A 25,367-nucleotide genomic window follows, 5' to 3' on the forward strand; every position below is an offset into this window, starting at 1 on the left:
TGAGTAGCCCGAAATCACACGGAAAACGCTTTGGTGAGCTTTAAGGGAACCGCAACGAGAAAGGTTACAGGTCACTCATATGACTATGACTGATCCTATTGCCGACATGTTGTCGCGCGTGCGCAATGCATCCAATGCGCACCACGATTCCGTGTCGATGCCGACCTCCAAGCTCAAGGCGAACATCGCCGAGATCTTGAAGCAGGAAGGCTACATCGCTGACTACTCCGTCGAGGGCCGTGAGCTGTCCCTCGAGCTTAAGTACAACAATCGTGAGCGTTCCCTCTCGGGTCTGCGTCGCGTGTCTAAGCCGGGTCTGCGTGTGTACACAAAGTCCACCGAACTGCCGCAGGTTCTGGGCGGCCTGGGCGTGGCCATCATTTCCACGTCTCAGGGTCTGCTTACCGACCGTCAGGCTCAGGAGAAGGGTGTAGGCGGAGAAGTTCTCGCCTACGTCTGGTAAGGGAGGATTGACACATGTCTCGTATCGGTCTAGCACCTATCGCCGTCCCGAAGGGCGTCGACATCACCATCAATGGCCAGGTTGTCAACGTGAAGGGGTCCAAGGGCTCCCTCGAGGTTGAGCTGCCGGAGCCGATCACCGCAGCCGTCGAGGACGATGAGATCAAGGTCTCCCGTCCGGACGACGACCGCAAGAACCGCGCACTGCACGGTCTGGCCCGCTCCCTGGTCAACAACGCCGTCGTTGGCGTGACCGAGGGCTACACCAAGAAGATGGAAATCTTCGGTGTTGGTTACCGCGTCCAGCAGAAGGGTAAGGACCTGGAGTTCTCTCTGGGCTACTCCCACCCGATCCTCATCAAGGCTCCGGAGGGCATCACCTTCGCTGTGGATGGCGCAACCAAGCTCTCCGTATCTGGTATTGACAAGCAACTGGTTGGACAGGTCGCCGCGTACATCCGCCGCCTGCGTAAGGACGATCCTTACAAGGGCAAGGGTATTCGCTACGACGGCGAGCAGATCCGCCGCAAGGTCGGAAAGACGGGTAAGTAAGCAATGGCTAACACTGAAAACGCAAAGCGCACCCCGGTTGGCAAGGACATTTCCTCGCGTCGTCGTGAAGCACGCGCGCGCCGCCACTTCCGCATCCGTAAGACCCTCCGCGGCACCCCTGAGGCACCGCGTCTGGTCGTTCACCGCTCCTCCCGCCACATGCACGTTCAGGTCATCGACGACCTGGCCGGCCACACCCTGGCCGCTGCTTCCTCCATGGAAGCCGACGTGCGTGCACTCGAGGGCGATAAGAAGGCCAAGGCTGCCAAGGTAGGCCAGCTCATCGCTGAGCGCGCCAAGGCCGCTGGCATCGAGAAGGTCGTCTTCGACCGTGCAGGCTACAAGTACCACGGCCGCGTTGCTGCGCTGGCCGAAGCTGCTCGTGAAGGTGGTCTGCAGTTCTAATGATTAAGGCATACGGAAACATCAACGGAAGGAACGCCTAATGTCGGACCGTGAACAGCGTGACGGCGGACGCTCCGCCGAGAACAACAACGACCGCAAGGGTCGCAACAACGGCCGTCGTAACGACCGCCGCAACCACCAGGACAACGAGCGCGATAAGTACATCGAGCGCGTTGTGACCATCAATCGCGTCTCCAAGACCGTTAAGGGTGGCCGCAACATGTCCTTCACCGCTCTCGTCGTCGTAGGCGACGGCCAGGGCATGGTTGGCGTCGGCTACGGCAAGGCCAAGGAAGTCCCGGCCGCAATCCAGAAGGGTGCAGAAGAGGCTCGCAAGAACTTCTTCCGCGTCCCGATGATTGCCGGCACCATTACCCACCCGGTTGAGGGTCGCGACGCAGCTGGCATCGTCATGATGAAGCCGGCCGCTCCGGGTACCGGTGTCATCGCCGGTGGTGCTGCTCGTCCGGTGCTTGAGTGCGCCGGTGTGCAGGACATTTTGTCGAAGTCCCTGGGCTCCGACAACGCTCTCAACGTCGTCCGCGCTACCGTGGACGGCCTCAAGCAGCTGGTTCGCCCAGAGGAAGTTGCTGCACGCCGCGGCAAGTCCCTCGAGGAGGTCGCACCGGCCCAGATGCTGCGCAAGCGCGCAGGTCAGGAGGCATAAGCAATGGCTCTGAAGATTACTCAGGTAAAGGGCCTTGTGGGCACCAAGCCGAACCACCGCGCCAACATTGAGGCTCTTGGTCTCAAGCGCATCGGACACTCTGTTGTAAAGCAGGACACCCCGATTATTCGCGGCATGGTTCACAAGGTGCGTCACCTGGTCACCGTCGAAGAAGTGGCAGGGGAGTAAACCATGGCTGATATCATCAAGCTCCACGACCTGCGCCCGTCCGCAGGCTCCAATAAGCCCAAAACCCGCGTCGGCCGCGGTGAGGCATCCAAGGGTAAGACCGCTGGTCGCGGTACCAAGGGCACCGGTGCTCGCAAGCAGGTTTCCGCTGCTTTCGAGGGTGGCCAGATGCCGATTCACATGCGTCTGCCGAAGCTCAAGGGCTTCAAGAACCCGAACCACGTTGAGTACCAGGTAGTCAACGTTGCTGACCTCGCAGAGGCTTTCGCTCAGGGTGGCGACGTCACCGTAGCGGACATTGTCGCTGCTGGCCTGGTTCGCAAGAACCAGCCGGTCAAGGTTCTGGGCAACGGCGACATCAACGTTAAGTTGAACGTCACCGCTGACAAGTTCTCCAAGTCTGCTGTTGAGAAGATCGAGGCTGCTGGCGGCACCGCCACCACCAAGTAAATCTCTACTCAGTAGATTTCTTCCCCCTGTCCACCGCATTCGTGCGGCGCAGGGGGATTTTTCATGCCTATTGTGCGCGCGGAGCTAAGAAGAGTAGTATGGCTCTTGGTTAAATCTTAGTAAGCGTTAAGGAGATTGTTATGTCGTCCGTATCTTCCATCGTGGCAACCGCCATCGCCGCACTTCTGCCCTTGGCTGGCGTTACTGGTCCCGTCGATGCACAGGAGATGCTCTCCCAGCCAGAGTCCGCCACCAGCACGGAGAACCTGCCCAGCGGCGAGCTGGCGGTGCAGCGCGAGCTGGCCCTTGCCACCCAGGAGCTGGGCCACGATTTCATGACCATTCGCTTCGAAGGCAACGACACCGCACACATCGTCTTCCTGGAAACCTACAACCCCGACACCGACCAAGCCGCCGTGGACCGCGTGATGAAGGCCCTGGCCACCAACGGTTATGATCGCGTCGATGCAGTTGCCTAGGAAGGCAGCGCGCTACGCGTCGTTGACCGTCTTTTCATAGAGGCCGGGGAAGCGGCTGTCCGGGTCAGTGAGCGCTTTAATGCGCTCCGGCAGGTCACCGCCGTAGAGCTCGGCAAATTCTTCGGGGGAGTAGAAGGCTTCTGAATACAGCGACTTATGCCCGCCGAGCTCGCTGACTTTAGCCTCGATGACGCGGTTGAAGGCGCCGTTTCCCGGGGCGGAGGGGTCGACGTGATTGCCCTCCACGCCCGACCAGAACCCCACGTTGACCCAGGTCTGGCCTGGGCGCAGAGGATACAGCGGCCACGGGGCGGGGGAATCAGCCGCGAGAGAGCCGGTGCCGACGAGGTCTTCGACGCCCTCGCGAAGTCGAATCGGGCACAGCCACACCGGTTGAATATCGGAGGCCGCAAAGAACCAGTCCAAGAACTCCGGCAAGTTCTCCGGGGTGACCTCGATGTCCTGCACCACGCGTTCACCCCGCGGCAGGCCCTTCGGCTTCTTGATGAAGTTGTACTCCAGCTCGTATTTCCGGTCCAGGCGCACGAGCTTCCAGTAGAAGGAACTGCGCCGCAGCTGCCGCGGCCACACCTTGCGCACCCGCGGATTCTGCGCGCCGAAGGCTCGCGAGCACCAGAACCAGTCAGTATCCCAGCGCCAGATGTAATCGCGCACCGTGAGGCGGTCGCGGCGGATACCGCGGGCGTGCTGGAGGCTGCGGTAGAAAATCTCCTCCCTCGTGTAGTCGGAGGTTGGGCCCTCCTCCTCCGTGAAACGGGCCATGACCAGGTAGGATTCCTCCGGAGAGAAGACCACGCCATCTAGGCCGTGGACATCGAGGCCGTCATAGGAGTGGGTGCGGGAGACGTCGTCAAGCGTGCGTGCCAAGGACTCAAAGTCGTGGAAGCGCACCTCCCTCAGCTCCACGTAAGGCTTCACTGCGCGCAGCTCAATCTTGAGGCGCACCGCATAGCCCAAGGAGCCATAGGAGTTGGGGAAGAGACGGAAGAGATCGACATTCTCCTCGCGCGAGCACGTGAGAATCTCGCCAGTACCGGTGAGGATGTCCATCTCCAACACGGATTCGTGCGGCAATCCATCGCGGAAGCTCGTGGACTCCACGCCCATGCCCGTTACCGCGCCACCCAGCGTAATGGTCTTGAGCTGCGGCACCACGAAGGGCATAAGACCGTGCGGCAAGGTGGCGTCGACGAGGTTCTCGTAGGTGCACATGCCCTGAACCTCGGCGGTCTGCGCAATCGGATCGACCTCAATAACACCACCCAGACCGGACACGTCGAGCCCCACCTGCTCGCCGCTGCGCCCGCGGAAAAGATTCGAGGTTTTCTTTGCCAGACGTACGCGCTTCTCCTTCGGCACCGCGCGGAAGCTACGCAGGAGCTTATCGACGCCCTCCTCGTGCGCCCGCCAGCCCACCGGCGGGATCTCCACGGCATCGACGCTGCGGTGATTGCGAATGAGATCAGTCAACATAGAATTCCTTTAAGTCTTTAGAAGCGCGAATCTTCCCACCAGCGGCGCTCGGGCACGCCGGAACGAGAACCGGCCTCACCCAGCTTGACGCCCAAGAAGTGGTACAAGTTGATGATGTTGTGCTCGAAGCCCCACTCGGAGCCGGCCATATAGATGGCCCACAGGCGCGCGGTGGGAAGGCCCACCAGAGAGCAGGCCTCCTCCCACGTCTCCTTGAGGTTCTCGCACCAATCGTGCAGAGTGCGCATGTAGTCGAAGCGCAGGGATTCCGTGTGGACAACCTCGAAGCCGGCATCCTGCATGCACTTCGTGATGGTGCCGGAGCCGGAGAGCTCACCGTCGGGGAAGATATAGCGGTCAATGAAGCCGCCCTTCGGAGTCTTGTGATTATCCGGGTAGGTAATGCAGTGGTTGAGCATCAATCCACCCGGCTTGAGCTTGCCGTTGAGGAAGCTAAAGAAGTCCGGGTAGTTCTTGACGCCAATGTGCTCGAGTAGCCCGATGGCGGAGATAGCGTCGAAGCCTTCCTCGGTGACATCGCGATAGTCCATGAAGCGGATTTCCGCGAGGTCCTCGAGACCCTCCTCCTTGATCTTGGCCTGGCCCCACTCAGCCTGCTCCTTGGAGAGGGTTACGCCGAGGGACTTCACACCGCGCTTGGCGGCGTAGCGCACCATGCCGCCCCAGCCGCAGCCGACGTCCAGGTGGCGGTCACCCTCCTTGAGCCGCAACTTGTCGAAGATGAGGCGATACTTGTTTTCCTGGGCCTCATCCAGCGTGGCGTCGGGGGAGGGGTAGTAGGCGCAGGTATACGTCATCGAGTCACCGAGGAAAAGCTCGTAGAAGTCATTACCCACGTCGTAGTGATCGGAGATGACGTCCGCGTCGCGTTCCTTGGAGTGCTTGGACAATCCTTCGTGCAGCTTGCGGCGCAGCCACGAGGCTCGCTCGACTTCCGGGACCGGCTGGATCTGGAAAGCTCCCATCGAGGCCAGGGAGCGTGCCACCCTGGCCAAGGTCTTCGCGTCCGGGCGGGTGAACTTGTCATACATGGCGTGCAGCGCATCGAAGATGCCGTAGGGGTGCGCCGGGTGTTCGCCCTCGACAGTGATGCCGTCGGTGACATAAGCGCGGGCAAATCCTACATCCCCTGGGTGAGTCGCGATATAGGCCAAGCCCTGGAGGTTGTTGATCTTGACGGTAAACTGCGCATCGGCTGGGCCGGTGGCGGAACCATCGAAAGCCTCCCAGCGGAAGGGGTTGGGGCTGGGGACGAAGGTATCGATAATCTCGGCCACGGTCATTGGAGAGAATCGCTTACTCATAAAACTACATACTTCTTTCGGTTCATTGGCTGGCAGAAAAAGAACGGCCATACTCCGAGACGCCCCGGGCGTCTCGGGGGAGGTCGAAAAGACGTAGAAATCTTGTAAGGACATTGCCTTCAGACAACACAGGCAATGGTAGGCCCAATCCGGGGATAGCGCTAAGGGAGAAACTAAAAAGGGGACCTCCGGGCGGCCATGTGCGGGGTTAATGTGGCGAAAGTGGCCAAGGCTGGTAGGGTAATGGGGTCAAAAGTGTTCAACCGTTCCTATGAGATGCCTTAAGAGGGCTCTTAGCTTTTGGGAACAGATGAGATCCACCCCCGTGCGCGGCGAATTCGAACCGCACAACAAGCGCGGTAGGCCAGGAGGATTAAGTAGTGTCCGCCATTTTGCAGGCTTTTAAAGATGCCGACCTGCGTAAGAAGATCATCTTCACGCTCGTGTTGATTATCCTCTACCGCGTTGGCGCGCAGATCCCGTCGCCGGGCGTTGATTACGCCACCATCGCCGGCCGCCTTCGTGACCTCACGGAGGAATCCGGCAACCTCTACTCGGTGATCAACCTGTTCTCCGGTGGCGCGCTGCTGCAGCTGTCGATCTTCGCCATCGGCATCATGCCGTACATTACGGCGTCGATTATCGTGCAGCTGCTCACCGTGGTGATTCCTCACTTCGAGCAGTTGAAGAAGGAGGGGCAGTCCGGTCAGGCCAAGATGACGCAGTACACGCGCTACCTCACCCTGGCGCTGGCGCTTCTGCAGTCTTCGGGCATTGTGGCCCTGGCGGACCGCGAGCAACTCTTGGGGCAAGGCGTACGCGTCCTGGCGGAGGACCGTAACTTCTTTACCCTCGTCGTGCTCGTTATCACCATGACCTCCGGCGCCATCCTCGTGATGTGGATGGGTGAGCTGATTACGGAGAAGGGCATTGGTAACGGTATGTCGCTGATGATTTTCGCCGGTATTGCTACCCGCCTTCCCACCGATGGTGTCAGCATCATGCAGAACAACGGTGGCCTCGTCTTCGCCATGGTGGTCGCCGGCCTCATCGTCCTCGTCGTGGGCATCACCTTCATCGAGCAGGGGCAGCGCCGCATTCCGGTGCAGTACGCAAAGCGTATGGTTGGCCGTCGCCAGTACGGTGGTTCGTCGACCTACCTGCCGCTCAAGGTCAACCAGGCCGGCGTTATCCCGGTTATCTTCGCTTCCTCGCTGATTTACATGCCGGTGCTTATCACCCAGATCGTCAACTCCGGCTCCCCGGGCGTGTCCGATAACTGGTGGCAGCGCAACGTGATTGCGCACCTGCAGGCTCCGAGCTCCTGGCAGTACATCGTCCTCTACTTCGTCCTCACCATCTTCTTCTCCTACTTCTATGTCTCGGTTCAGTATGACCCTGCTGAACAGGCGGAGAACATGAAGAAGTATGGTGGATTTATCCCGGGTATCCGCCCGGGTCGGCCGACCGCCGAATACCTGGGATTCGTCATGAACCGCCTTCTGTTCGTCGGTTCGATCTACCTGGCGCTCATCGCTGTTCTGCCGAATATCCTTCTGGACCTCGGCGTGGGCCGCGCAGGTGCCAGCGGCACTTCCGCCTTCGGCGGTACTGCCATCCTCATTATGGTCTCGGTGGCCCTGACCACGGTCAAGCAAATCGAGTCCCAGCTCCTACAATCCAACTACGAAGGACTGCTTAAGTAATGCGTTACGTACTCCTTGGCCCTCCCGGTGCCGGCAAGGGCACCCAAGCCGCCCTCCTCAGCGAAAAGCTCGGCGTTCCGCACATCTCCACCGGTGACCTCTTCCGCGCCAACATTGGTGAGGGCACCCCGCTCGGCGTCGAGGCTAAGTCCTACATCGATGCCGGCAAGCTGGTGCCGACCGATGTCACCGCCCGCATGGTGGAGGACCGCCTCAACCAGGATGACGCCAAGGATGGCTTCCTTCTCGACGGCTTCCCCCGCACCGTGGAGCAGGCCGATATTCTTGAGAAGCTCCTCTCCGACAAGGGCCTGAAGCTCGACGGCGTGCTGAACTTTGAGGTATCCGAGGACGTCGTGGTCGAGCGCATGCTCGCCCGCGGCCGCGCGGACGACACCGAGGAGACCATCCGCACCCGCCTGGGCGTCTACCGCGAAGAGACCTTCCCGCTCATCGAGCACTATGGCGATGCCATCATCTCCATCAAGGCCGAGGGCTCCGTTGAGGAGATCAACGAGCGCACTCTGAAGGCGATGGGCAAGTAGCCCGTCTTTTTGTCATGGCTTTTCGTCGACGCACTAAAACCATCCCGGCCCGCACTCCGGGCGAGCTTGATGCCATGCAGGCGGCTGGCGAAATCGTCGGCCGCGCCCTGCAGGCGGTGCGTGCCGCCTCTGCAGTTGGCGTGAGCACGCTCGAGCTCGACCACGTAGCCGAGCAGACCATTCGGGATGCCGGTGCCGTGCCCACCTTCAAGGGCTACGGCGGTTTTCCGGGGTCCATCTGTGCGTCAGTCAACGACGTCATTGTCCATGGCATACCCAGCAAGGAGATTGTCCTCGCTGAAGGGGACCTTGTCTCCATCGACTGTGGCGCCACGCTCGACGGCTGGGTGGGGGATAGCGCGTGGACGTTTGGCGTCGGCAAGCTCAGCTCTGAGGCGCAGGCGCTGAGCAACGCCACCGAATGGGTCCTCCACGAAGGGCTTAAGGCCATGGTCCCCGGCAACCGGCTTACCGACGTCTCCGCCGCCCTCGAGCAGGCCACCTACCGCGCCGAGGATAAGTTTGGCGTTGACCTGTTTATTGTTGACGGCTACGGCGGCCACGGTATCGGCCACGAAATGCACGAAGACCCCTACCTGGCCAATGAAGGCAAGGCAGGGCGCGGCCCTATCATCCAGGAGGGCTCCGTCCTGGCCATTGAACCTATGCTGGCGCTGGGCACTGAGGACAACGCCGTGCTTGACGACGACTGGACCGTTGTCACCCTCGACGGATCGCTGGCTGCCCACTGGGAGCACACCGTGGCGGCAACGGAGAATGGTCCTCGAATTCTGACGCAGCGTTACTAAAACGCAACATTCAGGTAGGAAAACCGTGGAGGAAGGTTTATACTTCTCCACATGTCTAAGATTCGCTCCTTTGTTGGCGCTCGTTCCCTACGCCGTGCCACCGCAATCGGCCTGGTAGCCGCCACTCTCTCGGTTGCCCCCGCCGCAAACGCACAGACGGTCCCTTCGATTGATTCCCTGTCCTCCGACGTCCAATCTCAGATTGATGAGTTCGCCGGCCAGACCCGTGAGAACGCGTGGAACAGCCGCAACCAGATGCTGGAGACGCTGCAAAACGTTAACCCGCAGGCCGCTGATGCCCTGCGCCCCGTCATCGACGGTGCTATTGAACTGGTCTTCCCAGGCCTGATTGACCAGAAGAACGCTGAGATTCGTGCGGCTCGCGAAGCTGCAGAGCGCGCCCATGCTGAGCAGGTTGCACGCGAGAAGGCTGCCGCTGAGGAGGCTGCCCGCAAGGCCGAGGCTGAGCGCCAGGCTCAGCGCTTCGATGTTGGCCCGTGCCCCGCGGATGCCCGTATCTGCGTGGATCGTGATGGCCGCCGCTCGTGGCTGCAGGACGGCAACGGCAACGTCACCTATGTTGCGCAGGGGATGTCCACCGGCATGCCGGGGCAGGAGACACCGGCCGGTACGTTCTACATCAACCGCAAGATCAAAGATGAAATTTCGTGGGAGTTCGGCAACGCTCCGATGCCTTACGCCATGTACTTCACCAACAACGGCCATGCTTTCCATGAGGGTTCCCCGGCATACCAGTCCAATGGCTGCGTACGCCTGACCCACCAGGATGCTGTGCGCTACTGGAACGATGTGCCGATGGGTTCCAAGGTCTTCATTTACTAACCCGTAGCGGTGAGTGCGTCACCGCTACACACCAACAGCCTCCCGCTCCTTACAGTGCGGGAGGCTTTCACGTTTTTGGCGTGTCTGGTAGCGAAGTGCTCTTATCCTGCACTTACCGTATTTGGAAAACGACTCCGCGCAGCGTATGCTTTAGTGCTGGTGTCTGTACGCAGCCGACGTGGTTGCGGAGGGCACCAGGCAGTAGACACCAAACATGCAGGTGGGAGCGTCGCCAAGCGCGGCGCGAAGAACCCCACCAGAAAAGTAGAGGTTATGGCTAAGGAAGGCGCAATCGAGGTTGAGGGTCGCATCGTCGAACCCCTGCCCAACGCAATGTTCCGCGTCGAGCTCGACAACGGGCATAAGGTACTTGCCCACATTTCGGGCAAGATGCGTCAGCACTACATCCGCATCCTCCCGGAGGATCGCGTTGTCGTGGAGCTGTCTCCTTATGACCTAACCCGCGGACGCATCGTCTACCGCTACAAGTAAAGACAGTAAGCCTCCTCACCCACGGGACGCACTTGATGCGTTCCTTTCTACCTCAGGCTGCGATGGCCTGAGCCCACGCTGCTAAGCATGCCCACAGTTCCCCGGCACGGCCCGGGGCGAAGCGTATGCGTGGCGGGGGACGGATGAGGAGAAAACCATCGTAACAACCCGAAAGGACTAGCCATATGGCACGTCTAGCTGGTGTTGACCTCCCGCGCAACAAGCGCATGGAGGTTGCTCTCACCTACATCTACGGCATCGGGCCTGCCCGTGCCAAGGAGCTGCTGGAAAAGACCGGCATTTCTCCTGACCTGCGCACCGACAACCTCGACGACGATCAGCTGTCGGCGCTGCGTGACGTCATCGAAGCTACCTGGAAGGTCGAGGGTGACCTCCGCCGCCAGGTTCAGGCTGACATCCGTCGCAAGATTGAAATCGGTTGCTACCAGGGCATCCGCCACCGCCGTGGCCTGCCCGTTCGTGGTCAGCGCACCAAGACCAACGCTCGTACGCGCAAGGGTCCTAAGAAGACGATCGCAGGAAAGAAGAAGTAACACATGCCACCTAAGACTCGTTCCGGCGCGCGCCGTGGTGGTCGTCGCGTCGTAAAGAAGAACGTGGCCGCTGGCCACGCATACATCAAGTCCACCTTCAACAACACCATCGTGTCCATCACGGACCCGCACGGTGCTGTCATCTCCTGGGCATCCTCCGGCCACGTTGGCTTCAAGGGTTCCCGTAAGTCCACCCCGTTCGCAGCGCAGATGGCTGCTGAGAACGCGGCCCGCAAGGCCATGGACCACGGTATGAAGAAGGTTGACGTTTTCGTCAAGGGTCCGGGCTCCGGCCGCGAGACCGCCATCCGTTCCCTGCAGGCTGCAGGCCTCGAGGTTTCCTCGATCACGGATGCCACCCCACAGCCGCACAACGGCTGCCGTCCGACCAAGCGCCGCAAGGTTTAAGGGAAAGGAAGAGGTAAGAAAATGGCTCGTTATACTGGCCCCGCTACCCGCGTATCCCGCCGTCTGCGCGTCGACCTGGTCGGCGGCGACATGGCATTTGAGCGCCGCCCGTACCCACCGGGACAGGCTGGCCGCAACCGCATCAAGGAATCTGAGTACCTGCTGCAGCTCCAGGAGAAGCAGAAGGCAAAGTACACCTACGGTGTGCTGGAGCGTCAGTTCCGCCGCTACTACGCCGAGGCTAACCGTCTCCCGGGCAAGACCGGTGACAACCTCGTCGTTCTGCTCGAGTCCCGTCTCGACAACGTGATCTACCGCGCTGGTCTGGCCAACACCCGCCGCCAGGCTCGCCAGCTTGTCTCCCACGGTCACTTCACCGTGAACGGCAAGAAGATCAACGTTCCGTCCTTCCGCGTTACGCAGTATGACATCATCGATGTTCGTGAGCGTTCCCAGAAGATGGAATGGTTCGAAGAGGCTCAGGACCGCCTGGTAGACGCCAACGTTCCGGCGTGGCTGCAGGTCGTTCCGGACACCCTGCGCATCCTCGTGCACCAGCTGCCCGAGCGCGCTCAGATCGACGTTCCGCTGCAGGAGCAGCTCATCGTCGAGCTTTACTCGAAGTAATCCTTCGACATTTTCATCTTTACCCCTTCTACCGGCGTCATATAGCGGGCGCCGACAAGGAGAAACTCCATGCTTATTTCCCAGCGTCCTCAGCTCACCGAGGAATTCATTGACTCGTCTCGCTCCAAGTTCGTCATCGAACCGCTCGAGCCGGGCTTTGGTTACACCCTCGGTAACTCGCTTCGTCGCACGCTGCTCTCGTCCATCCCGGGCGCGGCAGTAACCTCCATCAAGATTGATGGTGTGCTCCACGAGTTCACCACCATCAATGGCGTGAAGGAAGACGTTTCCGAAATCATCCTGAACATCAAGGGTCTGGTTCTGTCCTCCGACTCTGACGAGCCGGTGGTTATGTACCTGAGCAAGGAAGGCCCGGGTGAGGTAACTGCAGGCGATATCCAGCCGCCGGCTGGCGTGGAGATCCACAACTCGGATCTGCACATCGCATCGCTGAATGATTCCGCCAAGCTGGAGATGGAACTCGTCGTCGAGCGCGGCCGTGGCTACGTCCCGGCTGCCTCCACCTCCGGGGAAATCGGCCGCATTCCGGTCGACCAGATCTACTCCCCGGTGCTGAAGGTCTCCTACAAGGTCGAAGCTACTCGTGTTGAGCAGCGCACCGACTTTGACAAGCTGATCATCGACGTCGAGACCAAGAACTCGATTTCCGCACGCGACGCCCTGGCTTCCGCCGGTGGCACCCTGGTCGAGCTCTTCGGCCTGGCCCGCGAGCTGAACACCGCTGCTGAGGGCATTGAGATTGGCCCGTCCCCGCAGGAGACGGAGTACATCGCCGCCTACAGCATGCCGATCGAGGATCTGAACTTCTCCGTCCGTTCCTACAACTGCCTGAAGCGTCAGGAAATCCACACCGTTGGTGAGCTCGCAGAGTGCACCGAATCGGACCTGCTGGATATCCGCAACTTCGGTCAAAAGTCGATCAATGAGGTAAAGATCAAGCTGGCTAACCTGGGCCTGGCTCTCAAGGACACCCCTGAGGACTTCGACCCGACCCAGCTCGAAGGCTACGACGCTGAAACCGGCGACTTCAAGGACCCGGCTTCCGACGATTCCGAGTAAAGAATTTCACTGAATCGTGACGGCGCGACTTGTGCGCCCCGTCGCGCGCTCACTTAATCCGCACACGAGGAGTACACAATGCCTACCCCCAAGAAGGGTCCGCGTCTCGGCGGCTCCGCCAGCCAGCAGAAGCACCTGCTGAGCAACCTGGCAGCGAGCCTGTTCGAGCACGGCGCAATCAAGACCACCGACGCTAAGGCGAAGCTGCTTCGTCCTTACGCCGAGAAGATCATCACCAAGGCGAAGGCCGGCACCGTTGCTGACCGTCGCGCTGTTCTCAAGCTCATCCCGCACAAGGATGTCGTTGCCTACCTCTTCGACGAGCTGGCACCGAAGTTCGAGAACCGTGAGGGTGGCTACACCCGCATCATCAAGCTGGACAACCGCTCCGGCGACAACGCCCCGATGTCCCAGATCTCCCTCGTTCTCGAGGAGACCGTGACCTCCGAGGCTAACCGCGCTACCCGCGCTGCTGCTTCCAAGCAGGCCGAGGAAGCTAAGGCCGAAGAGGCTGAGGCTGAATCCGCTGAGGAAGCAAAGGCAGAGGCAACCGAGGCAGAGGTCGAGGAGACCGCTGCTGAGGAGTCCGAGGAGAAGTAAACTTCTCTCGCCTTAACTAGGCCGCAGTACCACCTTAGGTGGGGCTGCGGCCTTTTGTTATGCTTTCTGGGCTATATAACCCCGACCAGAACGTATACTCTATGACCCCGCTGTTTACTGTGCTGTACGTAATCGGCATCGTCTCCGAGGCGATGACCGCTGCGCTGTCCGCTGGCCGGCAAAAGATGGATCTGTTTGGCGTCATCATGTTGGGCGCAGTCACCGCATTGGGCGGCGGCACGATCCGCGACATGGTGCTGGGCGCCTACCCGTTGACGTGGGTGGCGGAACCGCGCTTCCTCTTGGCCGTGGTGGCCGCCGCCGTCGCCACGGTTTATATGTCCTTCCTAATGCACTATTTCCGGCATGTATTCTTGCTTCTCGACGCCCTGGGCCTTGCGGTATTCAGTGTCCTTGGTGCTCAGAAGGCCTTGGAACATGGCCATGGGTTGGTTATCGCTGCCGTGGCTGCGGTGCTGACCGGTGTCTTTGGCGGTATTTTGCGTGACTTGTTGTCCGACCGTATCCCGCTGGTCTTGTCCGCCGAGCTGTACGCCTCCATTTCTGTTCTTGCAGCCTTTTCTTATGCGGGATTGATGGAGCTGGGGCTCAGCGATGAGGTCGCTGGCGTCGTGACGGTATGCCTAGCGCTGGCGCTGCGCGTGGCTGCGATCTACTTTGGATGGTCGCTGCCGGTGTTTGAATACCGGGGAGCCGAACAACCCATGGACCCGCGCCTGCGCTTGTCTGCCCGCATTGTTCGGGATGGCGCCCGCAAGGCCAAGCGCAAAGCCGGCCAGGCCAAGAAGAATCTAAAGCACCCCAAGCGGGCTGGCTATGCCGCTTTGAGCAAGCTGGGCGTGAGCAAGAGCGCGAAGCGCCAGCACGCGGCCCAGGATTGGGAACTCAATCGCGAGTGGAATGCCAACGACTAGGTAGAATCAGCATCCATGACTAACGTTCGCCTTCGCCTAGACTTGGCCTACGACGGCACCGACTTCCACGGGTGGGCCAAGCAGAAGGGCGGCCTGCGCACTGTTCAGCAGACCGTTGAGGAGAAGCTGAGCATGGTGCTGCGCCACCCAGTGGAGCTCACCGTGGCTGGGCGCACCGATGCCGGAGTGCATGCCAGCGGTCAGGTGGCGCACTTAGATACCACACGGGCGGCGCTGGGACAGCGCAGCATTGACGGCGATCCCACCAAGCTGGTGAAGCGCTTGGCCAAGTTGCTGCCTGCCGACGTCCGCGTCCACGCCTGCACCGAAGTTCCCGCAGATTTCGACGCGCGCTTTTCTGCCTTACGCCGCCGCTACGTCTACCGCATCACCACCCATCCGCGCGGTGCACTTCCGACTCGCGCACGCGATACCGCGACGTGGTTCAAGCCAGTGGACCTGGAGCTAATGCAGGCCGCGGCCGATCAGCTGGTGGGGCTCAATGACTTCGTGGCTTTCTGCAAGGCGAAGCCGCACGCCACGACCATTCGCGAGCTCCTTGCCTTTGAGTGGAAGGACGTGTCGACGCCCGCGGAGCCGCAGCTCTACGAGGCGCACGTAACCGCGGATGCCTTTTGCTGGTCCATGGTGCGCTCGTTGGTGGGCTGCTGTTTGCGGGTGGGGGAGGGCTCGCGCGGAGTTGACTTCGCCGCCCATATGCTGCGGGAAGAAAGCCGGTCCTCAGAGATCCCGCTTGCTGATGCTCAAGGTTTGAGCCTGGTGGGCGTGGACTATCCCGATGCGGACCAGTTAGCCGCGCGCGCGGAGATGACCCGTGGTCGTCGCGCTGCGGAGGACACCGAGTTGGGTTAATCTAGAACCCACTGCGCCGTGGGAGGGTGGCGCTGCGATTCGGGGGAGGATTCTCATGGCACGCGCGTTGCCAACTACCAAGGCCCAGGTATCGGGCCACAAGTTTCTATTGCGCCGCCTCGAGCACGGACTCGTGTTCGGGGATATCCGTATGATTCATGATCCATTGAAAAGGCGCCAACGCGCCCTGCTGGGCGGGGTAGCCGCAGTAGCCTTCTTGAGTCTTGGCTCGGGGCTCATCGCCTGGATGCAGCCGGACCCGCAACCCGGCGATGCGCCCGTCGTGCGTTCCTCCGAAGGGCAGCTCTTAGCGCTGGTCAACGGCACGTATCATCCAGTGGCTAACTTGGCTTCGGCCAGACTCATTGCCAACGAGCCGGTCGAACCGCATGTGGCAGGGGATAGCTTCTTAGAAGAGATGAGCCTGGGCACCCCGCTGGGGATTGCAGACGCCCCCAACCTTCTTGCAGACGTAACTGGGCAGGAACCTGGTTGGTCGGCCTGCTTGGAAGAATCAACACAGGGCGCGAACTGGCAATCCAGCAGCCGCGTTGGCACCGTGACCGTGGTGGCGCACCGCGCTGTTCCCGGATTCGATGAAGAGCACGCCGCCGTAGTGGAAACCGAGGGCACGCAGTGGCTGCTCACCGGCCAGGGGCGCGTCGTGCTGCCCGAGGCTACGAGCACACAAGGCCGGGTTCTGCGGCGCGCGCTGGGGATGACCGCGGAGACCGCCGTGTGGGCCATGCCCGCGGAGCTGCTCAACACATTTGCCGAACTGGAGCCGCTGAGCTTTCCGGCCGCCCCGCCGGAGATTCTGGATACTGGTGAGCAGCTCTGGGCGCGCACGGAGCAGGGTGTTTTCTCCATCACCCCCACACAGGCGGAAATGCTGGTCGGCCTGGGCGCACAGCGTTTGCCTGCGCAGGCGCAGGAGGTGGCCGCGCTGGGGGACGTCCCACCGTCCTTCAACCTCCCCACCACCCGTGTGGACTTCCTGTCCCCTGAGCAAGGCTGGTTGTGCGCAACTCACGAGCAAGGCGCCGGAACCATGCGGCCGGTGGCGGCCACGGTGGACTTGCCGGGGGACTCGGCCGCGCAGCGTTTCGCCGGCCTCCAGGCCGGCGTGGGCGTGGACAGCGGGCACGGCTACCACGTGGTTTCCGCCACCGGCAGGCGCCACGAGCTGGCTAGCGCGGTAGAGCTTAAAGCACTGGGTGTGGGGGAACCGGAGCGGGTGCCGTGGGAGATCCTGCGGCTGCTGCCGGAAGGCTCTGCTTTGAGCCGCGCGGAGGCCTTAGAGTCTGAGCACTGAGGGTGGCTACGAGGGCGAGGAAGGCCACGGCGCCGAGGAGAAGGCGAACAATCGGCCAGCCCTTGGCTGGTGGCGCCGCCTGCGGCCTCACCGCGACGGCACGCTCCTCACGGGATTCGCTCGCGGGCCGATAGGTCACTGCTGTGAGAGGATCAACCACCCCATGCCCGGGCTCTGCTGAGTCAATGATGCGCTGGCGCAGCTGTGCTGGGGAGTCCCCAGGGTAGCGCTGCGCCAACAATGCGATCGTGCCACTGACCAGGGGAGCTGCAAAGGACGTTCCCTGAAAGACGGTGTCCTCCTTTCCCGTGGCCCATCCGCCGCCGGGCTCCAGCGCGAGGGGAACGCTGCCTTCCGCGCTGAGCGGTGCCGTGATGGAATACTCCGCGAGGTCGTGCGGCGTGGCCAGAGCACCAACCGCGAGGACGGTTTCGGCTTCCGCGGGAAAGACCACGTCATCCTTTTCACAGCTGCCGGCCGTCGCGTTTCCCGACGCCGCCACAACCACCACCCCAGCCCCTTCCGCGCGCTGCAGCGCCGCGTCCAAGGCGGAACGATCGACCCGCGTGGCGGCCTCCGGTGGAACGCACGACACCACGGAGACGTTGATGACCTGAGCACCCGCGCTGACGGCGTCTTCGATGGCGGCAGCCAGGCTGGCCAGCGTGCCGGCCCCGGCGCGGTCCGCCTCACCATTGTCCGGCGCTGGGGTCCGGTAGTGCGAGCTGGTCTGCCGGATGGAGTAGATTTCCGCATCCGGGGCCACGCCGAGGTCCTTGCCTGCGATGACGCCGGCCACCACCGTCCCGTGCAGGTCGCAGTCCCGCAGCGGGTCAGGCTCCTCCGGGGTCACGAAGTCTGCTCCTGGCGTCACCCGTAGTTGTGGGTGGGCGGCCACCCCGGTATCGATGACCGCGACCTTCACCCCAGCACCCGTGGCAAAAGAATGCAGCCGTGCCCGGTACTCCGAGTACTGCGCGGAAGGCTGTGGCCCTGCCGTGGCGAGCGTGGCCTTCGCGCAGGCGGTATCCGGTTCGCGGGCGACGGCTACGGGCGCACACAGAGCACTGGTACCCCAAGCCAGGCAAACACCAAGCGCAGCGCCGACAGCGCCTATTTGGGTCAGCGTATTCATGATCCCAACCCCCGAATGAGCTCGAAGAGCCCCGCCACGTGCGCGGCCAGCGGCAGGCACGCGGCCAGGGCGAGAGCCTCGGCGCGCTCGAACCACACGATAGTGGTCGGCTCAATCTGCCGTAGCTTGCCTGCCCACACCGGCACGGACAGCATGGCCGCGATGACCAGACCCGCAACGATGCTAAGAACCCACGTTCCCGTCGTTGGGGCGGAAAGCAGCTGCCACTCGCGTAGAGGTACGGCCACCGCGGCACACGCAGCAGCAAGGCCATAGATTCCCAGCGCCCACGCAGCGACGGGCCGGGCGTGGCGTGCCGCATGCACGATGACACCGCCCGCGACACTCAGGCACAGGGCTTGGGAAACAATGACGGTTGCGCCCTCGTGAGCGTTGAGCGCGACGAGGAGAAGGGAAGGAACGCCCGCCAGCGCGCAGCCCACTGCGATTCCCTCGTAGGCCTGCCCGGCGCGCCGGGCTTTGAGCGAGTTATCCGTAGGGTCCTCATCGGAGATGCTCAGGTCTTGTCCGGCGGTGGGAAGTTGTGGCACCCGGAGGCCAGCGAGCCGCGTGGTGAACAGGGGAGCGCCTGCGAGTAGGGCCACGGTGGCGGCAAGCAGCGGGGCGGGGCCAAGCAGGCCGATGAGCACGAGCAGGCACCACGTCGCGGCACTTGCCCGAGCACGTATTCCGCCGATGCGCACCAGATGGGAGAGCACCGCCACGGTACCCACGGCCGCCGCCGCAGCCACGAGTGGCGCGGCCGGAATCGCGGTTCCGGATGGGCCAGCAAAGAAGGGCACCCCAGTGGCCAGCGCCCCCGCCAGCCCGGCAGCCACGTGGGAGGCCGCGAGCAGGGAGCCGCGCCGGGTCCACGCCGCGAGCACGAGGCCGATTATCGCAGCGGCGGTGCAGCCAACCGCGGGAGACAGCGCGGCGGCGAGCAACGCGCCGACGGCGATGAGCCCCGCTGCGCCCCAGAACCCGGCCAGGCCGGAAAACTGCGCTGCAGAGACGTCGGCAGCGAGCGCCTCCGCGGCATCGCGCACAATCGGCGCCGGCGATGGCTCATCGGGGCTGAGCACGAGGACGGAACCGTCTTCCACGCTGGTGCGATCCAGCGGCGTGGTCATCGATATGGTCTTGCCCGCCGCGGTAGTAGCGCGCCACAGGATGGGGGCCGGTGGGACGTCGACAAGCACGAGCAGTTCCCCCAGCACCTCCCCGAGGCTGGAAGAAAGCGGCAAGGATATGTCCGCCTCTTTGCGGGTATGACCTGCGTGGATACGGACGGTGACGTGGACAGAATGCGCGAGTGCGCGAGTCATGGAATGTACCTCCCCCGAGAAAAATTTCTGGGCAACCCCTTGCCCATTGCCTCACATTGTGGCTTACTGGTGGCACGCTGTCCACCGCTTCAGGAGGCGGTGGAGTACTTCGGGGGGAAGGACTTTGACATGCGCGTACCCACACGCGTCGTGGACACTGGGCAGCCGGCCTATCGGGAGCCGGCACCACCGTTGCCGCAGGGCAGCATTAACGCCGAGGCCGTGCCGGAGGCGGCTCGCGCTCAACCCATGCCACTGGTTCGCCTGCTTATGCCGCTGGTCATGATCGCGGCCATGCTGGGCATGGTGGCGCTCATGGTTCTCGGTGCGGGGGATGCCCGCCGGATGAGCCCGATGAGCCTCATGTTTCCGCTCATGATGCTGGCCAGTATGGCCATGATGTTTAACCCGCAGGGAGGCGGGCAGGATCCGGATGAGACCCGCCGGACCTACCTGCGCCACCTTAAGGCGCTGCGGGAGGAAGCGCTGGAGCGCGGGGCGGCGCAACGCGCGCATGAAGAACACCGCAACCCTGACCCTGAGCAGCTTGGTGCATTGATTCCGACAACGCGCCTGTGGGAACGGGACGCGGATGCCCCGGACGCCTTGGAGGTGCGGGTGGGGACGGGGCCGATGGCCCTGTGCACGCCCATTAACGTGCCGGATTCGGGCGCGGCGGAGGACCTCGATCCGGTGTGCGCGGTGAGCTTGCGCCAGACCGTGCGCGCGGTGGGAACGCTGGCGGACATGCCGGTGGTCATCCAACTGCAAGCCTTTCCCATCGTTGGCCTGGCCGGCGAGGATGCGGCCGGGGTTGCCCGCGCGCTGCTGCTACACCTGGCCGTGCTGCACGGTCCGGAAACCGTGGGCATTGAGTACCACGGTGAGGAGTGGGAGTGGCTGAAGTGGCTGCCACACGTCAAGGATCCGGCCCAAGCCCAGTTCCGCATCCGCGTAGTTGAGGAGGACCAGGCAAGCGGCGTTGCCATGCCGCGCGGTGACGAGCTGGAGGATACCCCCACAACCACCATCGCCGTGGGCGTTACACCCCATTCGCCGCTCGGGCGCCGCGCTGAGGAAGAAGGCATCTACCTGCGGGCGGAGGGCGCGCTCTCCGTGGTTACTGCCGCGGGGGAGGAGGAGCTGGGACGCTGTGCGCTTGTCGACGATTCCACGGCCCTCCTGCGCGCCCGTACGCTTGCGCCCTATCACCGCCCCTTTGGCAGTGATGCTGCGGCAGCGCCCCGGCACGGTCGCGATGCAGACCTGCCGACTTTGTTGGGCTTCCGGGACGTGGATGCGCTCGAGGCCTCCGGCATGTGGACAGGGCGCAGCCCAGCTGAGCGGCTGCGCGTGCCCATCGGCGTGGACGAGTCCGGGCACGCGCTGATGCTTGATGTGAAGGAGTCCGCGCAGGGCGGGATGGGGCCGCATGGTTTGTGCATTGGTGCTACTGGCAGCGGAAAGTCGGAATTACTTCGAACGCTTGTCGTAGCGCTGGCCGCCACCCATAGCCCGGAGGAGCTCAACCTCGTGCTCGTTGATTTCAAGGGTGGCGCAACCTTCCTAGGGTGTGAGGAGCTGCCGCATACCTCCGCCGTGATTACCAACCTGGAGGAAGAATCGACCCTGGTGGAGCGCATGTATGATGCCATCTCCGGCGAGATGAACCGCCGCCAGGAGCTGCTGCGTAAGGCGGGCAATTTTGCGAACGTGGGCGAATTCAACGCCGCGGCTGCTGCGGTGGCCCAGCACGGACCGCTGCCGGCGTTGGTCATCGTGGTGGATGAGTTCTCGGAGCTTTTAGGCCAGCACCCGGACTTCGCCGAGCTCTTCGTCGCGGTGGGAAGGCTTGGCCGCTCGCTCCATGTGCACCTGCTGCTGGCCTCCCAGCGCTTGGAGGAAGGGCGCTTGCGGGGATTGGATTCGCACCTGTCCTACCGCATCGGGTTGAAGACCTTCTCCGCGGGGGAGTCCCGCCAAGTTCTCGGCGTGGTCGATGCCTATCACCTCCCCGCCCAGCCGGGAGCCGGCTACCTCAAGACGGATGCCGATGCCCCTACTCGTTTCCACGCCTCCTATGTGTCTGGCCCGGTCACGCGCCGGGTAGCGCCTGATGATTCTGAAATGAATGCGCGGCACGCCGCGCGCGTGGAGCTTTTCACAGGGCAGCGCGCGGTGGAAGAAGAGCTCGGCTTTGCAGAGCTCGTAGATTCCTCGAGCACGCTCCTGGACACCGTGGTGGCCGCCGCCCGGGATAAGGCTGCTCGGCGTGGCCAGTCGGCGCGAAGAATCTGGCTGCCTCCCCTGCCGCCCGTGGTGGAGCTGTCCAGCGTTGCCTCCTTGCGGGAAGATTCTCCCGGCGCGGGCGGAGAGTTGCGCGCCGAGGTGGGGCTTATTGACCGCCCCTACCACCAGCGCCAAGACCCGCTCACCGTGGATTTTAAAGCGGGAGGCGGGCACTTGGCGCTGTGCGGTGGACCGCAGTCGGGTAAGTCGATGGCGCTGCGCAGTATCGCCTCCGGTCTGGCACTGCGGCATTCGCCGGACCAGGTGCGTTTCTATGTCATTGACCTGGGCGGCGGGCAGCTGCGGGTGCTGGACCGGCTGCCCCACGTGGCCGGGGTGGCCGGCCGTGAGGAGCCGGAGAAAATCCGTCGCATCGTTGATGAAGTCGCCGGTCTCGTGCGCCGCCCGGAGCCCCGCCACACCTTCCTCATCGTGGACGGCTGGCACCACATCGGCACCTCCGGCGCGGATTTTGAGGACCTTGCTGAGCCGATCACCCAGCTGGTGGCCGACGGCGCCTCCGCCCGCGTCCACGTCGTGATCGCTGCAGCGCGGTGGACGAGCCTGCGGCCGTCTATTCGGGATCTCATCGCGGCCCGTATCGAGCTGCGGCTGGGCGAAGCAATGGACTCACTCATCGACCGCAAGGCGCAGCAGAAGCTCCCGGCAACGCCCGGACGGGGAATCACACTGGCAGGGGAAAACCTGCTTTTTGCCGCAACGTCCCCGCAAGACATCGCCCACATCTGCGGTGTGCATGCTGGTGCCGAGCCGGTTCCACCGCTGAAGATGCTGCCCGCCCTTCTCACCGAGTTGCCCGAGCCAGAAGACGGCTCGCCACCGGACGGGGTGGCCTGGGGAATCGGCGGGCCGGACCTCGAAGTCCTTAGTTGGGATCCAGTCACACAGCCGCACCTGGTGTGCATTGGCTCCCAAGGCTCCGGCAAATCGAACTTCCTCAGCGTAATCCTGGCCGGAATTAGCCACCTGGGCAGGGAAGCCGCCCGCCTCGTGGTCATCGATGAGCGCCGTGCACATTTGGGGACGTTGGATGAGGAGATGGTGGCGGCGTATGGGGCGTCGGCAAGCGCGGCCACCCAAGCCATTCTCGATACCGTGCGCACCTTGGAACAGCGCCTTCCCGGCCCCGAGGTCACTCCCGCCCAGCTCGCAGCGCGCAGCTGGTGGGAGGGGCCGGACATCTACCTCGTTATCGACGACCTCGACCTGGTCAGCGACATTGCCCTGGCGCCCCTGCTCGAGCTCCTCCCACACGCCCGCGATGTGGGGCTGCACCTGGTGCTCGCGCGCAAAGCCGGCGGCATCGGGCGCGCGATGTTTGGACAGTTCCTCTCTGCGGTGCGGGACCTGCAGCCAGCGCTGCTGCTTCTCGACGCCGACCGCGAAGAAGGCACCATCTTCGGCATCAAGCCAACAGCGCTGCCGCCAGGCCGCGGCCAATGGGTCCTGCGCGGCATATCTCAGGGCTTGGCGCAGGTGTACGTGCCCAGCGCCGATAGTTCACACAACCCACCACAGACCACAGGCAACAAAGGAGACAACCAATGACCGCGACGCACGCACTGCGAACCCCGACAACCGCGCCAGAGACCACGCTGATCGTCACGGTGCTCGATGCCGCCACGATTTATGAAGGCCCGGAAACGATCTATCGCTATGACCTGCCCGGCACGGGAATCGCCGAGGGGTGGGCGCTGGAGGCCGTCCTTGACCAAGCAGAAAAAGTCTGCGGGGCGGAATGGCCGGACGCCACCGTTGAGGTGGTGGCGGATCCTTCCGGAACGGATGTCAGTGTCGAAGCTGTGAGTATCCTGCGCCGGCACCTCGCTGGTGCCGGTGCGACGGTCCTAGAGCCAGAACCATCGCCGCCGCCGGCACCGGTTGCGGCCAGCGCATCACAGGCTGCTTCCCACTCGGCGGTGGGGGAGCAACAGTACGACTATGACGGTGCGAAGGAGATAACTGCTGAGCGGCCTCGGGCAACTCGCCGTTTGCGCTCCCATCGCGCAGCGCAATCCCGTTGGACGGCGCTTTTGGGAGGCATCGATCCCTTCTACATCGCGATAGCGGTCATGGTGGTTGTCGTCGCCGGGGTGTCCTGGTGGGCGGTGGGGCGCAAGGATGCGGCCGTGGCGGCGTCGACTTCCGAACAGGTGGATGAGAATACGTCTGTGGCTGCCGGCGCGCCGGGTACGGCTGCAGCACCCGGTGGGGATGAGCGTCCTAGGGGTGCCGCAACGGAGGCGGAGTCCGGGGGATCCGGCAGCACGCAGCTGCGCCCTGGCCAGCAGGCCATCGAGGTTGAAGGGATGTCCCTGGTACTCCCGCAGGGATTCCGCACCAGCGTGGAGGATGGACTTGTCACTGCGGCCGGCGAAGACCCCAATTTGCGCATCCTTTTGGCAGCTGATCCGCTCTTCAATGTCCCCGTCGACGTCCTCTTCGCCGAGATTAAAGGACAGATCGACTCCGATCCCGCCCTCCGTGATCCGGTCGAGGAATCTGGGCGGCTGACGTATACCGAGGACCCTGGAGACGGTTCGCAGGTGACGTGGATGATGTGGGAAGACAAGGGCCATCAGATGTCCGTGGGGTGCCACACCAAGTTTGAACCCAACGTGGTGCAGAAAGCCGCCTGCCGGATGGCTGCGGAATCTCTGGTCAAAAAGGAGTAGGAGGGAGCACGCCGCGAAGCTAAAAGATTTTTGAACGCGGCGGGAACCGATGAGCCACTAGCTCAGTCCAATAAGGGTGAGAAGGACACAGGGTGCTTCTCGGGGGGGAAAAGAAACACACACCAAGCCCTTGGAAAAGGGATATACCCCAGGTAGGGAACAAGACAGAAAGAGAAGAACATGACTCAAACGTTCCGCACAGAAGCCGACGTAATGGTGGCCACCGCCGGCCGCGTCGACTCCACCAATGACGAGGTACAGGGTGAGCTCACCCGTCTGCAGGGTGTTGTGGATTCCGTTCGCGGCAGCTGGGCAGGCCGCGCGCAGGTTTCCTTTGACAACCTGATGCAGCGCTACAACTCCTCCGCGCAGCAGCTGCGTGAAGCGCTGACCGCCATCAGCGAAAACATCAGGGATAATGCCCGCAACTTCGACACGGTTGAGGCGGATAACGCCCAGTCCTTCGAGAACGTCGGCGGCGCGGGACTGGCCTTGTAGCGCTAGCTGCTTTCACTGACTACAGCACACGTTGAATTACACACGAGCACACAGAAGATAAGGAACACGCAATGTCTGGAATCAAGTATCAGTTCGGCGCCATCGCCGGCGCCGCAGCCGACATCAACTCCACCTCCGGTCGCATCAATGGACTCCTCGGTGACCTGAAGGCCACCCTGCAGCCGATGGTATCGACCTGGGAGGGAGATTCCGCTGCGGCATATAACGCGGCGCAAGCTAAGTGGGATAAGGCGGCCGCCGAGCTCAACACGGTGCTGGCGACCATCTCCACCACGGTCTCCCAGGGCAACGACAACATGAGTGACGTCAACCGTCGCGCTGCCGCCAGCTGGGGATAAACCGACCCGGCTGTGAGTCTTGAACTGGGTGGGTGAGCTTTTTCTTTAACACCATTCACCACCATGAGTGATGAGCGGTAGGTAGGAAGGCGCGGAGGCTAGGAAAGGAAGGCGCAGGGAATGGAAGGGCTGGACGCGCCGCCTTGACTCAGCTTCCACCGCCCGCCCAGTGAAGGCGCCGGTATCGCTTCTCATCAACGTTTCTGTCTCTACCCCCACCCCGAATGAATTGAGGTGGAGGCGTTGGTGAGG

At 62.7% G+C, this 25,367-nt stretch carries 28 protein-coding genes; 24 read left to right on the plus strand and 4 right to left on the minus strand.

The window, feature by feature from the left end; all coding sequences use genetic code 11:
* Positions 1–79: 79 nt before the first annotated feature.
* The 7 genes from rpsH (at position 80) to HMPREF2760_RS09225 (ending at position 3,204) form a co-directional block, all read left to right on the plus strand.
* Positions 80–463: a 30S ribosomal protein S8 gene (gene rpsH, locus HMPREF2760_RS09195; RefSeq protein WP_070597126.1), complete on the plus strand. Its 384-nt coding sequence runs from the start codon at positions 80–82 to the stop codon at positions 461–463.
* Between the two features lie 14 nt (positions 464–477).
* Complete coding sequence (gene rplF / locus HMPREF2760_RS09200) at positions 478–1,014, plus strand: 50S ribosomal protein L6 (RefSeq protein WP_070521700.1); 537 nt, start codon at positions 478–480, stop codon at positions 1,012–1,014.
* 3 nt (positions 1,015–1,017) lie between these two features.
* Positions 1,018–1,419 (plus strand): 50S ribosomal protein L18, encoded by a 402-nt coding sequence (gene rplR, locus HMPREF2760_RS09205; protein WP_070521697.1) that lies wholly within the window; start codon positions 1,018–1,020, stop codon positions 1,417–1,419.
* A 40-nt stretch (positions 1,420–1,459) separates the two neighbouring features.
* The gene (gene rpsE / locus HMPREF2760_RS09210; RefSeq protein WP_070521694.1) at positions 1,460–2,086 is read left to right on the plus strand and encodes a 30S ribosomal protein S5; all 627 of its coding nucleotides are present in this window, start codon (positions 1,460–1,462) and stop codon (positions 2,084–2,086) included.
* 3 nt (positions 2,087–2,089) lie between these two features.
* Positions 2,090–2,275 carry a 50S ribosomal protein L30 gene (gene rpmD / locus HMPREF2760_RS09215; RefSeq protein WP_039673747.1) on the plus strand — a complete coding sequence of 62 codons (186 nt, stop codon included), beginning with the start codon at positions 2,090–2,092 and terminating at the stop codon, positions 2,273–2,275.
* A gap of 3 nt (positions 2,276–2,278) precedes the next feature.
* The gene (gene rplO, locus HMPREF2760_RS09220; RefSeq protein ID WP_070521691.1) at positions 2,279–2,725 is read left to right on the plus strand and encodes a 50S ribosomal protein L15; all 447 of its coding nucleotides are present in this window, start codon (positions 2,279–2,281) and stop codon (positions 2,723–2,725) included.
* Between the two features lie 140 nt (positions 2,726–2,865).
* Complete coding sequence (locus HMPREF2760_RS09225; protein ID WP_070521688.1) at positions 2,866–3,204, plus strand: hypothetical protein; 339 nt, start codon at positions 2,866–2,868, stop codon at positions 3,202–3,204.
* Between the two features lie 12 nt (positions 3,205–3,216).
* Here HMPREF2760_RS09225 and HMPREF2760_RS09230 read toward each other — a convergent pair whose 3' ends face one another.
* Positions 3,217–4,698 (minus strand): FAD-binding oxidoreductase, encoded by a 1,482-nt coding sequence (locus HMPREF2760_RS09230; protein ID WP_070530792.1) that lies wholly within the window; start codon positions 4,696–4,698, stop codon positions 3,217–3,219.
* A 17-nt stretch (positions 4,699–4,715) separates the two neighbouring features.
* Positions 4,716–6,023 (minus strand): class I SAM-dependent methyltransferase, encoded by a 1,308-nt coding sequence (locus HMPREF2760_RS09235; protein WP_070521682.1) that lies wholly within the window; start codon positions 6,021–6,023, stop codon positions 4,716–4,718.
* Between the two features lie 380 nt (positions 6,024–6,403).
* On the opposite strand from HMPREF2760_RS09235, the gene secY reads away from it, so the two are divergent.
* From secY to eccB, 13 genes are all read left to right on the plus strand, one after another.
* On the plus strand, positions 6,404–7,729 hold the full coding sequence (gene secY / locus HMPREF2760_RS09240; protein WP_070521679.1) for a preprotein translocase subunit SecY: 1,326 nt from the start codon (positions 6,404–6,406) through the stop codon (positions 7,727–7,729).
* Positions 7,729–8,274 carry an adenylate kinase gene (locus HMPREF2760_RS09245; RefSeq protein ID WP_070521676.1) on the plus strand — a complete coding sequence of 182 codons (546 nt, stop codon included), beginning with the start codon at positions 7,729–7,731 and terminating at the stop codon, positions 8,272–8,274. Before secY ends, HMPREF2760_RS09245 begins: the two co-directional genes overlap by 1 nt.
* 14 nt (positions 8,275–8,288) lie before the next feature.
* Positions 8,289–9,083, plus strand: coding sequence for a type I methionyl aminopeptidase (gene map, locus HMPREF2760_RS09250; RefSeq protein WP_070521673.1), 795 nt, complete (start codon positions 8,289–8,291; stop codon positions 9,081–9,083).
* A gap of 51 nt (positions 9,084–9,134) precedes the next feature.
* The gene (locus HMPREF2760_RS09255; protein WP_070521670.1) at positions 9,135–9,926 is read left to right on the plus strand and encodes a L,D-transpeptidase; all 792 of its coding nucleotides are present in this window, start codon (positions 9,135–9,137) and stop codon (positions 9,924–9,926) included.
* 273 nt (positions 9,927–10,199) lie between these two features.
* Complete coding sequence (gene infA, locus HMPREF2760_RS09260) at positions 10,200–10,418, plus strand: translation initiation factor IF-1 (protein WP_003854422.1); 219 nt, start codon at positions 10,200–10,202, stop codon at positions 10,416–10,418.
* A 185-nt stretch (positions 10,419–10,603) separates the two neighbouring features.
* A complete protein-coding gene (gene rpsM, locus HMPREF2760_RS09265) occupies positions 10,604–10,972 on the plus strand; it encodes a 30S ribosomal protein S13 (protein ID WP_010189542.1) in 369 nt (122 codons plus the stop codon).
* Between the two features lie 3 nt (positions 10,973–10,975).
* Positions 10,976–11,380, plus strand: coding sequence for a 30S ribosomal protein S11 (gene rpsK / locus HMPREF2760_RS09270; protein WP_010189540.1), 405 nt, complete (start codon positions 10,976–10,978; stop codon positions 11,378–11,380).
* Positions 11,381–11,401: 21 nt separating this feature from the next.
* Positions 11,402–12,007 (plus strand): 30S ribosomal protein S4, encoded by a 606-nt coding sequence (rpsD, locus tag HMPREF2760_RS09275; RefSeq protein WP_010189536.1) that lies wholly within the window; start codon positions 11,402–11,404, stop codon positions 12,005–12,007.
* A 69-nt stretch (positions 12,008–12,076) separates the two neighbouring features.
* Complete coding sequence (locus HMPREF2760_RS09280) at positions 12,077–13,087, plus strand: DNA-directed RNA polymerase subunit alpha (RefSeq protein WP_070521667.1); 1,011 nt, start codon at positions 12,077–12,079, stop codon at positions 13,085–13,087.
* Positions 13,088–13,165: 78 nt separating this feature from the next.
* On the plus strand, positions 13,166–13,687 hold the full coding sequence (rplQ, locus tag HMPREF2760_RS09285) for a 50S ribosomal protein L17 (RefSeq protein WP_070521664.1): 522 nt from the start codon (positions 13,166–13,168) through the stop codon (positions 13,685–13,687).
* Between the two features lie 101 nt (positions 13,688–13,788).
* Entirely contained in the window at positions 13,789–14,622 is an 834-nt protein-coding gene (locus HMPREF2760_RS09290) for a trimeric intracellular cation channel family protein (RefSeq protein WP_039674330.1), read from the plus strand.
* A 15-nt stretch (positions 14,623–14,637) separates the two neighbouring features.
* Positions 14,638–15,495, plus strand: coding sequence for a tRNA pseudouridine(38-40) synthase TruA (truA, locus tag HMPREF2760_RS09295; RefSeq protein ID WP_070521662.1), 858 nt, complete (start codon positions 14,638–14,640; stop codon positions 15,493–15,495).
* A gap of 55 nt (positions 15,496–15,550) precedes the next feature.
* Positions 15,551–16,810 carry a type VII secretion protein EccB gene (eccB, locus tag HMPREF2760_RS09300; protein ID WP_070521659.1) on the plus strand — a complete coding sequence of 420 codons (1,260 nt, stop codon included), beginning with the start codon at positions 15,551–15,553 and terminating at the stop codon, positions 16,808–16,810.
* Here the strand turns inward: eccB and HMPREF2760_RS12605 are convergent.
* Together HMPREF2760_RS12605 and eccD are read right to left on the minus strand one after the other, a co-directional pair.
* On the minus strand, positions 16,701–17,945 hold the full coding sequence (locus tag HMPREF2760_RS12605; protein WP_083304506.1) for a S8 family serine peptidase: 1,245 nt from the start codon (positions 17,943–17,945) through the stop codon (positions 16,701–16,703). The genes eccB and HMPREF2760_RS12605 overlap by 110 nt on opposite strands.
* The gene (gene eccD / locus HMPREF2760_RS09310; RefSeq protein ID WP_070521649.1) at positions 17,942–19,273 is read right to left on the minus strand and encodes a type VII secretion integral membrane protein EccD; all 1,332 of its coding nucleotides are present in this window, start codon (positions 19,271–19,273) and stop codon (positions 17,942–17,944) included. Before eccD ends, HMPREF2760_RS12605 begins: the two co-directional genes overlap by 4 nt.
* Positions 19,274–19,402: 129 nt before the next feature.
* Here eccD and eccCa point away from each other — a divergent pair, with 129 nt between their 5' ends.
* The 4 genes from eccCa to HMPREF2760_RS09330 all read left to right on the plus strand — a co-directional run bounded on the left by eccCa (position 19,403) and on the right by HMPREF2760_RS09330 (position 25,115).
* A complete protein-coding gene (gene eccCa / locus HMPREF2760_RS09315) occupies positions 19,403–23,131 on the plus strand; it encodes a type VII secretion protein EccCa (protein WP_246823666.1) in 3,729 nt (1,242 codons plus the stop codon).
* On the plus strand, positions 23,128–24,258 hold the full coding sequence (locus tag HMPREF2760_RS09320) for a type VII secretion-associated protein (protein WP_070597129.1): 1,131 nt from the start codon (positions 23,128–23,130) through the stop codon (positions 24,256–24,258). The genes eccCa and HMPREF2760_RS09320 overlap by 4 nt, the downstream gene beginning before the upstream one ends.
* Before the next feature lie 180 nt (positions 24,259–24,438).
* Positions 24,439–24,756, plus strand: a complete 318-nt coding sequence (locus tag HMPREF2760_RS09325) for a WXG100 family type VII secretion target (protein ID WP_070521640.1) — start codon at positions 24,439–24,441, stop codon at positions 24,754–24,756.
* 71 nt (positions 24,757–24,827) lie between these two features.
* Entirely contained in the window at positions 24,828–25,115 is a 288-nt protein-coding gene (locus tag HMPREF2760_RS09330; RefSeq protein WP_070521638.1) for a WXG100 family type VII secretion target, read from the plus strand.
* Positions 25,116–25,367: the final 252 nt, after the last annotated feature.

This window comes from Corynebacterium sp. HMSC065D07 (assembly GCF_001810695.1).
Lineage (GTDB): Bacteria > Actinomycetota > Actinomycetes > Mycobacteriales > Mycobacteriaceae > Corynebacterium > Corynebacterium hesseae.